At 43.0% G+C, this 12,125-nt stretch carries 9 protein-coding genes; 5 read left to right on the top strand and 4 right to left on the bottom strand.

The window, feature by feature from the left end; genetic code table 11:
• Nucleotides 1-80: 80 nt before the first annotated feature.
• The 3 genes from A4S05_RS27665 to A4S05_RS27660 form a co-directional block, all read right to left on the bottom strand.
• On the bottom strand, nucleotides 81-1,727 hold the full coding sequence (locus A4S05_RS27665) for an ABC1 kinase family protein (protein WP_069072992.1): 1,647 nt from the start codon (nucleotides 1,725-1,727) through the stop codon (nucleotides 81-83).
• Nucleotides 1,728-1,758: 31 nt separating this feature from the next.
• Nucleotides 1,759-2,055, bottom strand: a complete 297-nt coding sequence (gene yidD / locus A4S05_RS39485; RefSeq protein ID WP_084227296.1) for a membrane protein insertion efficiency factor YidD — start codon at nucleotides 2,053-2,055, stop codon at nucleotides 1,759-1,761.
• Between the two features lie 78 nt (nucleotides 2,056-2,133).
• The gene (locus A4S05_RS27660; RefSeq protein WP_069072991.1) at nucleotides 2,134-3,198 is read right to left on the bottom strand and encodes a mannose-1-phosphate guanylyltransferase; all 1,065 of its coding nucleotides are present in this window, start codon (nucleotides 3,196-3,198) and stop codon (nucleotides 2,134-2,136) included.
• 115 nt (nucleotides 3,199-3,313) lie between these two features.
• Between A4S05_RS27660 and A4S05_RS27655 the strand changes: the two genes are divergently transcribed.
• Both A4S05_RS27655 and A4S05_RS27650 read left to right on the top strand, forming a co-directional pair.
• Nucleotides 3,314-4,834, top strand: coding sequence for an LCP family protein (locus tag A4S05_RS27655; RefSeq protein ID WP_069072990.1), 1,521 nt, complete (start codon nucleotides 3,314-3,316; stop codon nucleotides 4,832-4,834).
• A 120-nt stretch (nucleotides 4,835-4,954) separates the two neighbouring features.
• Nucleotides 4,955-5,461, top strand: a complete 507-nt coding sequence (locus A4S05_RS27650) for a pentapeptide repeat-containing protein (RefSeq protein ID WP_069073028.1) — start codon at nucleotides 4,955-4,957, stop codon at nucleotides 5,459-5,461.
• Nucleotides 5,462-5,543: 82 nt separating this feature from the next.
• Here A4S05_RS27650 and A4S05_RS27645 read toward each other — a convergent pair whose 3' ends face one another.
• Nucleotides 5,544-8,561: a GAF domain-containing sensor histidine kinase gene (locus tag A4S05_RS27645; RefSeq protein ID WP_069072989.1), complete on the bottom strand. Its 3,018-nt coding sequence runs from the start codon at nucleotides 8,559-8,561 to the stop codon at nucleotides 5,544-5,546.
• 783 nt (nucleotides 8,562-9,344) lie between these two features.
• Between A4S05_RS27645 and murJ the strand changes: the two genes are divergently transcribed.
• The 3 genes from murJ to A4S05_RS27630 all read left to right on the top strand — a co-directional run bounded on the left by murJ (nucleotide 9,345) and on the right by A4S05_RS27630 (nucleotide 12,096).
• Nucleotides 9,345-10,949 carry a murein biosynthesis integral membrane protein MurJ gene (gene murJ / locus A4S05_RS27640; protein WP_069072988.1) on the top strand — a complete coding sequence of 535 codons (1,605 nt, stop codon included), beginning with the start codon at nucleotides 9,345-9,347 and terminating at the stop codon, nucleotides 10,947-10,949.
• 148 nt (nucleotides 10,950-11,097) lie between these two features.
• Nucleotides 11,098-11,619 carry a porin family protein gene (locus A4S05_RS27635; protein ID WP_069072987.1) on the top strand — a complete coding sequence of 174 codons (522 nt, stop codon included), beginning with the start codon at nucleotides 11,098-11,100 and terminating at the stop codon, nucleotides 11,617-11,619.
• A 210-nt stretch (nucleotides 11,620-11,829) separates the two neighbouring features.
• The gene (locus tag A4S05_RS27630; RefSeq protein WP_069072986.1) at nucleotides 11,830-12,096 is read left to right on the top strand and encodes a hypothetical protein; all 267 of its coding nucleotides are present in this window, start codon (nucleotides 11,830-11,832) and stop codon (nucleotides 12,094-12,096) included.
• The last annotated feature ends 29 nt before the right edge of the window (nucleotides 12,097-12,125 follow it).

Raw genomic sequence — 12,125 nt, 5'->3', positions numbered from 1 at the left:
CTAATCCCCAGTCCCCAGTCCCTTTTACTTTTAGATTTTAGATTTTTCCTTCAATTCAAAGTCCAAAATTTAAAATGGTTTTACCGTAAACGTCCCGATCGCAATGTACTGATAATTAACCACAAACCCAATAAACTGGCGACTGCAAACAGGATGGTGCTTAAAAAAGATAGCTGAGTTGTCTGCGCTCTGGTAGAAATTATTGCCGCACCCATAATCAGCGAACCCACTAATATACTAAAAGATAGTCGGTTGGCGGCATCATCCATAGTGCGCCGCACACCATCTAACCCCCGCAGCGATAGATTCCACTGTAAGGTTTCTGAGGTAACTCGGTCTAATAACAGTTCTATTTGACGGGGAGATTGGAGAGAGAGACTTTTAATATCTAAGGCTGTTCTTAGGAGCGATCGCACTGGATTATCCCCTATTAACTGGCGTCGAAACAAGTCTGTAATTAATGGTTTGACTTCATCAAAAAAATTCAGATCCGGGTTGAATGTCCGCGCTACACCCTCTAAATTCGCTATGGTTTTGGCATACAAACCCATATTGCTAGGTAACCTAATTTTATTGTTGCGGGCAACTTGTAAAACTTCATAAATGATCTTACTGAAGTTTATTTGCGTGAGGCTGACATTGTGATACTTTCGCAACATGCGATCGTAATCATTTTCTAACCGCGACAAAATTACTGGTTGGGCGGAATCTGATAGCTGCAAAGTTAATTGAGCGCACCTTTGAGCATCTAAATCAACGATCGCTAACAACATCTCTGTTAATATCTGCTGTGTACGGGGATCAAGTCTTCCCACCATGCCACAGTCTAACAGCGCAACACGACCATCTTTGAGATAAAACAAATTCCCTGGATGGGGATCAGCGTGAAAAAAGCCATCAATATATAGTTGCTGAAAAAATACCCGAAATAACAAAGTGGTTATTTCTTTACGCTCTACAGCCGGATCTTTACCATTATTGTTGTTATTCAAATCCGCCGAGAGGAACGGTACCCCATCCAGCCATTCCATCACCAGTAATTTTTCTGTGGTCAATTCCCAGTTAATTTCCGCAACCACTATTTGCGTGGGATCAAACCAACGGCTTTTAGATAAGTTGCGCCGCAGTTGATCTGTAAAACCCGCTTCCCGTGTAAAGTCTAACTCGGCTTCTAGCGCTTTGGTAAATTCTTCAGCGATGGACTTGATTTCATAGGTTTGCCCAAACTCAGTCCGCGCCACTAAATCAGCAATACCTTGAATTAAAGCAATATCTTGGGCAATAGTAATATCAATTCCCGGACGTTGCACTTTCAGAGCGACTTCTCGACCGTCTGCTAATGTCGCCCGATGTGTCTGGGCAATTGATCCCGCCGCTACGGGGATCGGGTTAACTGTACTGAAGGTTTCTGCTAGTGGACGTTTTAATTCTTTACGGAGGATTATTTCGATCTCTGGCCAGGGAACTGGCGGTACTTCGTCTTGTAGGGTTGATAGTTCCTCAATGTAGGCTGCACTTAGTAAATCTGGACGGGTAGAAAGTAGCTGGCCAAGTTTGACGTAAACTGGACCCAAGTCTACCAGAATATTTTTTAAAACCGCAGGTGTCGGTAGCTGTGGTTCATCAGCTTTGCCACCAGTAAGCAACCTTCGCATATAGTCCCAGCCATTGCGAAGGAATACTTCCAGGATTTCTCGTTGACGGGGAACAGTTTGGGTGAGGAACATTTTTGTAAAGAACTGCAAAGATGCAGAGGAGTTAAAGAGGTAAACAGCAGGGGATGACAATACAACGGAAGTCGGCTCTAGCTTTGGTACTTGTTAAAGTTTTGCTAGCTGCGGCACAGTCTTTGAATCTTTTTATGGATGATTGTACGGCTTCGTGGAGCTTCTGTTCACTCAGCATCCGTTTGACGTAATTAGAGCAGGAATCCCCACCATGTAATAAGCGATGGGAACAACTAAATCCTTTGGACGGAGAAATATATTTTTGATAGGCAGTAATAGAATCAATGGCCATTGTTTTGGCGAGAGGCTCAAAGCTAATAATGTCCATAACTGTCAGATAAAATAACAGACAGTCAAGTTATAATAGGAAAATAGACTTTTTCGCCTCTGCCAAGGGTTTTAATTTTTACAGCAGGTCGGTAAATCGGGAATCGCTTTGAAGAATTTTGAGGATCTGCTTAATTTCCTGGGTACGGTCTTTTTTAACAACGAGAGTGACATTGCGATCGCGCACAATCACCACATCCTCTAAACCAATAGTAACAACTACATCTTCTGGATTTGAGGCATAAATAATCGCCCCCTGCGTATCTAGCCCTACATGAGTAGCGAGTTCCACATTGGGATTCTCTTCTGTCTTCAGTAAGCGTTCGATCGCATTCCAATCTCCTAAATCATCCCAACCAAAATCAACTGGCAAAACGTATGCTAGAGTTGTCTTTTCCATTAGCGCATAGTCTATACTCTTCTTAGGCAACTGGGGATAGATATCAGGGCCATGTTGTTCTAAAGGTTCGATAATTTCTGGAGCATGGGTATGTAGTTCCTTGAGAACAACCCCCGCCCGAAAAACGAACATTCCACTATTCCAGCTAAAACGTCCCGTAGATAAAAAAGTCTCTGCCGTTTCTCGGTCGGGCTTTTCAGTAAAGCGGTTCACGTGATAAGCTGGCAACTCATTAAAGCTACCTATTTTTTCACCTTGTTCAATGTAGCCGTAACCGGTTGATGGAAAAGTAGGCTTGATCCCCAGTGTAACGATCGCTGCTGTGCTTGTTGCCAATTGCGTAGCTGCATTTAATGTGTGTGCAAACGCTTCTTGATCAGCAATCCAGTGGTCAGCAGGGAAAAAGCCAATCACAGCGTCTTCACCATAGCGCTGTTTAATTTCTAAACTTGTCCAAGCAACGGCTGCGGCAGTGTCTCGGCCTTCGGACTCGATCAATAAGTTTTCAACTGGTAAATCAGGTAATTGTTGTCTAACCCCTTCAGCTATCTGACTCGAAGTTACGACCCACAAGGAATCCCAACTGCCCGCGAGTTCTAACAAGCGATCGGCGGTTGCTTGTAATAAACTTCTAGAGCTACCATCTAGACTTAAAAATTGCTTGGGTCTGTCTTTGCGACTCAGGGGCCAAAAACGTTCACCTTTACCACCAGCAAGGATTACGGGGAACAATAAAGTATTCATGTTGTCATACACGCCTACCGAAGAACATTACAAGTTTACAGTGAGCTTTTCCACTGGCAATATTTGTAGCTTGGATTAACATACTTTTAGGGAGTGGTTGAGTGGGGAGATAATTGTGATAAAACAAGTCGAATGGTCGGAAAATCCGGTTACATCTCAGCAAGTAGTAGACTTTGAAAGTGAAGTGCGATCGCAGCCACTTCAACGAACGGAAAATCAAGTAACACCTGCACCAGTAGCAGATTTAGAGGAGGAGGATGTCGAACTAAACCCGCTAGCGAATCCCAACCGTAGCGTCGCCGAATCTGTGGGTGCAATTCCCAATCAGCTTTACGAGAGACTGGGCTTAACCATGCCTCGATGGCTGTTGTGGATTATGACGGTTGTCATCGGCATTACCTTATCTGGACTGCTGGTATCAACGTTAGCGCTGTGGACTCCTTTGTGGAGCAACCTAGATCGAACAGATGAAGATTTAGGAACTGCTGGTAAAGACGAGGTAAAAATCCCACTCCCAGGCGAGTTATGGGGCAAACTCTCCCAGTATCAGCTTTCCCGACCGATGAATATTTTGATTATGGGGATTGAACCAGTCAGCGGTACGGTTGATGGCTCTCCAGAAAGCTTTGCTGGAAAAAGCGACTCCATGCTGCTGGTACGGCTTAACCCTAGTGAAAAATCTGTACGGGTGCTTTCCATTCCCAGAGATACGATGATTGCTATCCCCGAAAAGGGAGAAAAGGGATTAACGAAGGTATCTGATGCCAATGCCCAAGGCGGCCCAGTCTTGGCAGCACGGGTAGTTAGCCGTACCTTAAACAACGCCCCAATCCATCGCTACATCCGTATTTCTACCAGTGGTTTACGGCAGTTAGTCGATCAATTAGGGGGAGTAGAAGTCTTTGTTCCCCAATCAATGGAATATAAAGACTCCAGCAGTCGTCTATCGATTAATTTAGTTAGTGGCTGGCAAACCCTCAACGGCGAACAAGCAGAACAGTTTGCCCGATTCCGCGAACCAGGTTTGGGAGATTTGCCAAGAGTGCAGCGTCAGCAAGCACTAACAGCAGCATTGCTACAACGCCTCAATAGTCCTACCATTTTACCCAGGTTGCCTCAATTAACTCGCTTGATGCGAAAATACTTTGATACCAACCTGAAGATGGAAGAAATGATGGCGTTGGTGAACTTCGGCCTCAACCTAGATCGGGATAACTTCCAAATGACCGTGTTGCCTGGTACCTTTAGCCGTTTTAGCAAAGACCCTGATAGCTATTGGCTAAATATGACTGGACAACAGAGCCTGTTGAATGATTATGTTGGGGTAAATGTACCTGGTCTGAAGCCAGATATGCGTCAGGTTCCTAACCTCAAAATTGCTATTCAAAATGCTTCCAATCAACCTCAGCTAACTGAAAAAGTTATTGCTTATCTCAAACAGAAAGGCTTTACTAATATTTACAAAGTGCCTGATTGGCCAGATACCCAACGTCAAACTCAGATTGTTGTCCAAAAAGGCAACCGCCGAGTTGGAGTTGATTTGCAAAAAGTCTTAGGCTTAGGTCAAATAGAAGTGTCTGCGATCGGTGATTTAGAGTCTGATCTTACAATTCGGATTGGTAAAGATTGGAAATAGCTAAGAGTCATTAGTCATTAGTCATTAGTCATTGGTCATTGGTCATTGGTCATTAGTAAAATGACAAAGAACAAAGAACAAAGGACTAATGACAAAGGACAAATGACAAATAATAAAGTTATGAAAAAGATTTTATTGCGCTTTTTTGGTTTGATAGCGATTTTGATACTAGCCTTTTTGTGGATAATACTTAATCCCAAACCGGCTTTTGCTCAAATCAACACAATTAATTACAACAATATAAATTTAGAAAATCGTGACTTCTCTCATACTGATTTGGCAGGTGTAACTTTTGTAGCAGCAGAAATGCGGGGGACAAATTTTCAAGGAGCAAATTTAACCAACGCAATTCTTACTAAAGGAGTTTTGTTAAAGGCAAATTTGGAAGATGCGAACTTGAGCGGCGCTTTAGTAGATCGCGTCACTATGGATGGTGCTAACCTGAAAAATGCCATTTTTACAGAAGCAACTTTGACCCGCAGCCGCTTTTATGATGCTGATGTCACTGGTGCTGATTTTACCGATGCTTTAATTGACCGTTATCAAGTGTCGCTGCTGTGTGAAAGAGCCGATGGCTTCAATCCAGTTACGGGTGTCTCAACGCGAGATAGTTTGGGTTGTAAGTAAAGAATCTCGGCGTTGAGCATAAAATGCTTATCCTCGTTTCCTTACTTAAGATTGACTGAAAATTGTCAAAAATCAGTCGCCTCTAATTACCACTGGGAATTTCAATTAAAAATTCTGTTCCTTCTCCTGGTTTAGAAGAACATTTAATCTGACCATGATGTTTTTCAACTATTATCTGATAGCTAATAGACAATCCTAACCCTGTACCTTTACCTGGTGCTTTGGTGGTGAAGAAGGGATCAAACATGTGCGATCGCACCTCTTCTGGAATCCCAAGACCATTATCAGCTATTCTAATTACAATCTGGTTATGAACAGCTTGCGTACTAATCCAGATAGTTAAAGGTATTTTTGGACACGTTTGCAATAATTTCAAATACCTTTGCTGTATAGTGTTAAATTTTTCCTCTAATGCATCAATACTGTTACTCAAAAGATTCATAAATACTTGATTTAATTGCGCGGGATAGCATTCCAGCAAAGGGAAATCATCGTATTGTTTAACAATCTCAATAGCTGGGCGTTCAATATTATTTTTGAGGCGATGCCCTAAGATTAACAAAGTACTATCCAAGCCTTCATGAATATCTACTGGCTTTAATTCAGCCTCATCTGTACGAGAAAAGTTACGCAGCGATAGCACAATCTCACAAATCCGCTCTGTTCCTACTTGCATTGATTCAAGGGTTTTGGGTAAATCTTCGATGAGAAAATCTAAATCAGTCTTGTCAATTTGCTCTTGGACAGTTGGCGACAATGAGGAATTTTGTTGGTAAAGTTTCACTACCTTTAGCAGTTCTTGAGTATATTCATTTAAATGAATAAGATTGCCAAAAATAAAACTGATAGGATTGTTGATTTCATGGGCAACTCCAGCCAGTAGTTGTCCTAATCCTGCCATTTTTTCACCCTGAATTAATCTAGTCTGAGTTTGTTTTAATTCTTGCAAAGTTTGAGTAAGCTCTAAGGTTTGACGTTTAGTTTGTTCTAATAATTCCGCTTGCTGAATCGCTATTCCCAATTGCACCCCGACTTGAGCCAGTAAATTAATTTCTTCCTCTTTCCAATAACGCGGTTGCGAATTTTGATAAGCAACTAATAATCCCCATAATTTCTCACCTTCCCGAATCGGAACAAAGGTTTCGTTACGCGGAAGTTCGTTATCGTCGTCTGTATCCTCAAAAGTTTCTATAATCATTGGTTGGGTTTGTACAACAGGTTTCCAACCATCTTTAAAAGAATCTGCCACAAATTTACCACTCCAATCAGGGTTGAAGCGGTAAATTGCAACTCGCTCGACTTCGAGCAACTCTCGCACAGCTTGAGTAGTGGTTCTAAAAATAGTTTTAATATCGAGTGACTGTCGAATTTTATCAATAGTTGCAGCCAGCAATTCTTGTCGTTCCATTGCTTTCTCACGTTCAGTGGCTTCTGCTAACTGGACAACCTGCATTTGTACTTGCTTTAAATAAGAATCCTGTTTTAATGCGACTCCCAATTGCTCGGCTATTTGACTGGCAAATTCAATTTCAGAGGGTTGCCAGTAACGAGGAGCGGTGCATTGGTGAATACACAGCAATCCCCAAAGTTCGCCTTTTTTCAATAGAGGTGCGACCATATTTGCCCGCACTTGAAATTTTGCTAGGATTTGAACGTAGCAACCTGGAAACTTTCCTTGATAAATGTCAGCGATCGCATTTACTCGACCTTGAGCATAAAGAGGTGCAAAGTTTTCACCGAAGCAATAATCATAAACTTTTTCTGCTATTACCGAGTTACATTCAGGTACAACATCCTCAGAAATAAATTCTCCTTCCCAATCTTTTTGAGGGTCAAAACGAAAGACTGCTACTCGGTCTGCTTGCAGCATTCGCCGTGCTTCAGTGACAGTAGTCTGGAAGATTGTCTCTAAATCTAGGGACTCCCGAATTCGAGTAATCACGCTAGTTAATGTCTTTTGTTGCTCTGCTTGATACTGAGCGTATGCCAGCAACTTATGGTGTCGCACTGCCACACCAATTTGTGTGCCGATTTTGGTCAGTGATTCGACTTCATAAGATTGCCACTGTCTGGGTGAGGCATTTTGGTAGGCAGCGATGATTCCCCAAAGTTGATCTCCTTGGAGAATAGGGGCAGTTGCAAAGGCTTTTGCTTGGAATTGCTCCAACAGCGTTATATGGCAGTCTGTTAATCCGGCTTGATAAATGTCATTAACTGTAAATGTCTGGTTGTTAACATAACGTCCGCCTTGCGTCTGTTGTAAATAAGTATCAGCGATCGCAGGCTCAATGCCAACTAGGGAAATCCAGCCTTCTGCAAATGATTCCGCAACAAAGTTACCACTCCAATCGGCATTGAAGCAAAAGATGGCAACTCGATCAGCTTGCAGCAATTTGCGGATTTCTTCAGTTGTGGTTTTAAAGATAGTTTCAATATCAAGAGGTGAGCGAATTTTATCAACAATCTGAGCAATTACTTGGTCGCGTTGAACCGCTTGAGCTAATTTTGCTGCTTGCAATTGGACTTCATGGAGATGCTTTGCTTGTTGAATTGCAACGGCAAGATGGTCAGCGATTTGACGAATAAATTCAATTTCCGATTCTTTCCAGTCACGAGTCTCACTGCACTGATGAATGCAAAGCAATCCCCACAGTTCCTTCTGGCGCGATAGAGGGACAACGAGGTTAGCCTGTACCTGAAATTTACTCAAAATTGCCACATGACAATCACTCAGCCCTGCGTTGTAAATATCTGCTACTGCTTGGACTCGACCTTGTTGATAACTGGCAGCAAATTGTTCTCCAAAGCAGTGGTCGTAAACTTTTACTGCCATTGCTGAGTCCCAGCCAACTGCAACATCCTCAGAAACAAATTCTCCCTCCCAGTTTTGTTCACGGTCGAACTGGAAGACTGCTACTCGATCAGCATTTAGCAACTGACGCACTTGTGTAACGGTCGTTTGAAAAATTGTTTCTAAGTCAAGAGACTCCCGAATTCGGACAATTACACTTGCCAAAGCCTTTTGTTGCTCTAGTTGCTCTTGAAGTTGAGCGCTTGACAAGAGAAGTTGATTTTCCGTGAAATTTGAATTGGGTTCCATTGCTCTGGGTTATGTCGTTTTTATACAAAGGTTCCTATTACCAAACTTCATGGTGTCAAAAATATGACAAACTGCAAATTTTTACAGTGTTTAACTATTTCCCAGAAGATGGTTATCAGAGAAGGCAGGAGGCAGAAGTATTACCCAGTTTAAAAAGAAGATACTGGTACGAGACGTACAGCACGTTTGCGACAGCGTCTCGCAGAGAAGTGCGATATAAATCTAAAGCTTCCACAGCTTAAGTCCCACGTTTTTAAGAGTGGGTTACTCCTGCCTCCTGATTGTTATAGTTCCCCTTTCTTGATCTATCCTCGTAATGAGTTAAAAAATAATTTTGGCTTGTACACAACAAGGAGATGACTAAGTTAATATTGCCGGGACAAATCAGAAAAGCGATCTTACCCTTTTTGAATCGTTAACTAACTAACTTGCAATTCGCTGTATCATAGCAATCTCAGGAATTTAATTTTGGGCGTAGGCGTAGCCCAACCTAGCCCTCATTTCTCACAAGCTTCAGGCGTTTGATAGAGCAGAGGGGCGGAGGGGCAGGGGGGCAGAGGGGAAAGAACTTAGTATTTGAACTCTCCCCTGCTACCCTGCTCCCCTGCACAAGCGCAGGCTTTGAGAGGTGTGGTGAGAAATCCGGGCTAGGCATCGCTTTGCCAATACAAAGAGCGAACGCATTTAAAATTACTAATTTGTCAAAATTTACCTGACAGACTGCGGGATTTCAGGTTAAATGTTTAAAAGTATGCACTCTGCAAGAGTTGTCGGATAATATTCGTGACACAACAAGACCAAAAACCCTCTCGTTCTTTCGCTGGAATTGCTGGCATTGTTGCCGCAGCCACATTAATTAGTAAAATTTTCGGTTTAGTGCGGCAGCAAGCGATCGCTGCGGCTTTTGGTGTTGGTGCTGCTGCCACTGCCTATAGTTATGCCTATGTTATCCCTGGCTTTCTATTAATATTACTCGGTGGCGTAAATGGGCCGTTACACAGTGCAATTGTCAGTGTTTTAGCGAAGCGTCGACGAGAAGAAGCGGCTCCCCTTGTGGAAACCGTGACAACGTTGGTAGCTGGATTGCTGTTGGTGGTAACAGTCGCTCAGATTTTCTTTGCGGATACGATCATTGATTTAGTTGGTCATGGCTTGGAGGCGACAACCAGAGCGATCGCTATTCAACAACTCCGCATTATGGCACCGATGGCTTTATTCTCAGGATTAATTGGTATTGGCTTCGGTACTCTCAATGCAGCCAATCAATATTGGTTGCTCTCCATCAGCCCTCTGTTATCTAGCATTACCGTTATTATCGGCATTGCTTTCATGACGATGCAAGTGGGCAAGGATATTATCAAGCCAGAATACGCTTTAATCGGTGGTATGGTCTTAGCCTGGGGAACCTTGGCAGGAGCAATTCTCCAATGGCTGGTGCAGCTAATTGTTCAGTGGCGGTTAGGATTAGGTACGTTACGCCTGCGGTTTGATTTTAAATCCCCAGGTGTTCAAGAAGTGATTAGAATCATGACTCCGGCAACAATTTCTTCCGGGATGATGCCAATTAACTTTGCTACTGTGCTTTACTTTGCAAGTCCCATCCCTGGTGCTGCTGCTGGCTTTAACTATGCCAATTTGCTAGTGCAAACTCCTTTAGGGATTATTTCTAATATCATTTTGCTGCCTCTGTTACCAATATTCGCCAAACTTGCCGAACCAGAAAATTGGGACGATCTGAAAATACGGATTCGTCAGGGACTCCTACTTAGTGCTGTCACCATGCTACCTCTAGGAGCGTTGATGGTAGTGCTATCTGTACCCATTGTCCAGGTAATATATGAGCGGGGTGCTTTCAAGCAAGATGCTACGCAGCTAGTTTCCGAGTTGCTAATTGTTTACGGTATTGGGATGTTTGCTTATTTGGGACGTGATGTCTTGGTGCGGGTATTTTATGCCTTGGGTGATGGGCAGACACCTTTTCGCATCAGTACCTTTAACATCTTTCTCAATGCTGCGCTCGATTGGATTTTGGTTGGGCCTTTCGGTGCCCCCGGTTTGGTGTTAGCAACAGTGGGTGTAAATTGCAGTTCCCTGTTGATGCTGTTATGGTTGCTCGATCGCAAACTAAATGGTTTACCTTGGCGTGAGTGGAGTGTGCCAATTTTGGGTTTGACTGCTGGTAGTGTGGTAGCTGGGGTGGCAAGCTATGGAACTTTAGTTGCAACGCAACAGTTGTTAGGCAAAACGGGTTTAGTGGTTCTGCTATTGCAGTTATGTATATCTGGCTTCGTGGGGATTGCGGTGTTTGCTGCGATCGCTTCATGGATGAAAATACCAGAGGTGAATATTTTCATATCTCGTTTACGTCAACGCTTTTTAAAAAAATAACCTTAAATTTCTCAGTGGGTACACCCAAGTAGGTGAGAAATAATTCAGCCAATTGGGTGAGCCAGGTGTGCGAGGTTACATTTTGTAAAAAAAGAGATTCTAGTACTAGAGAACATTGACTTTAACTAACTCTGGTGAGAAGAATCCTATGAAACTTACAAAATTAGCTGCCTCTGCACTTGCTGTTGCTTCTATTGTTTTTTCAGCCGGCATTGCATCTGCTCAAACAGCAGGTACTAACGGTACTAATGCTAACTACATTGGTGCTGGTGTTGCGGCTGGTGCTACCAGTGGCGGACAAGGAAACGATGGAGCACAATTCGGTGGCAATATTCAGGGACGTTACGCCATGCCCAATGCGCCTGTTTCACTACGGGGTTCTGTGCTATATGGTGGTGATGCTGCTGCAATTATGCCCATAGTGACTTACGACGCGCCCATCGCCAGAAACACTAACGTTTACTTCGGTGGTGGTTATTCTTTTGTAACTGACGAAGGTCAAAGAAGCCCATTGGGCAATCAAAATTCACCTGTAGTCACCCTTGGTATTGAATCAGAAGTTAGCAACAATGTCATCGCCTATGGTGATACCAAATGGGGCATTGACGCCTACAGAAATAGTGATGCTGATGCCGTCAGCTTCCAAGCCGGATTAGGCTATCGCTTCTAGTTATTACGAGCTAGAAAATAGCTGATTCGGAAACGAAAGCAATGATGTTTGCCAGCCGTAATAGTAATTCATTCTTTCATGCCTGAGTTTTTATACTCAGGCATGAATCATTTTTATTGATGATTTTGATAAAAAATTATATTGGCTATTCTCAATAGTTTTTCTTACAGTGAAATTACCAATTTTGAATATGTGTAAAAGATATTACTCATGGAAAAGATTAATCCCATTCCCGAAATACTTGGTGAAACAACTGACGTAGAATCTTGGCTGATTCGAGCAGGGCTAAGATTTTCAGACTTAGGTGATGATGCCGCCAGCATAGCAATCCGCAAGCAATGGCGAGAGTACCAAGCCGCAGTTCAAAGATGCTGTGTAACCCTACACCAACCACCTTCACGTGTTCAACTAGGCGGCGACTATGCCAACCTGAGAATACCTGGCGGTGGATCAACCAATTGTGCGATCCGCTGTTGAGTCGTCCCAAGTTCTTAGACTGGGCAAAA

It is taken from the genome of Nostoc sp. KVJ20, assembly GCF_001712795.1.
In the GTDB taxonomy this organism is placed as follows: domain Bacteria; phylum Cyanobacteriota; class Cyanobacteriia; order Cyanobacteriales; family Nostocaceae; genus Nostoc.
Note: the sequence above shows the minus strand (reverse complement) of the source record. Positions and strands in the feature narration are given on the sequence as shown.

Bases quoted from the DNA above. Each gene is read 5' to 3' on its own strand.
- A4S05_RS27665 (WP_069072992.1), bottom strand. From the start codon at position 1,727: ATGTTCCTCACCCAAACTGTTCCCCGTCAACGAGAAATCCTGGAAGTA.
- yidD (WP_084227296.1), bottom strand. From the start codon at position 2,055: ATGGACATTATTAGCTTTGAGCCTCTCGCCAAAACAATGGCCATTGAT.
- A4S05_RS27660 (WP_069072991.1), bottom strand. From the start codon at position 3,198: ATGAATACTTTATTGTTCCCCGTAATCCTTGCTGGTGGTAAAGGTGAA.
- A4S05_RS27650 (WP_069073028.1), top strand. From the start codon at position 4,955: ATGAAAAAGATTTTATTGCGCTTTTTTGGTTTGATAGCGATTTTGATA.
- A4S05_RS27645 (WP_069072989.1), bottom strand. From the start codon at position 8,561: ATGGAACCCAATTCAAATTTCACGGAAAATCAACTTCTCTTGTCAAGC.
- A4S05_RS27635 (WP_069072987.1), top strand. From the start codon at position 11,098: ATGAAACTTACAAAATTAGCTGCCTCTGCACTTGCTGTTGCTTCTATT.
- A4S05_RS27630 (WP_069072986.1), top strand. From the start codon at position 11,830: ATGGAAAAGATTAATCCCATTCCCGAAATACTTGGTGAAACAACTGAC.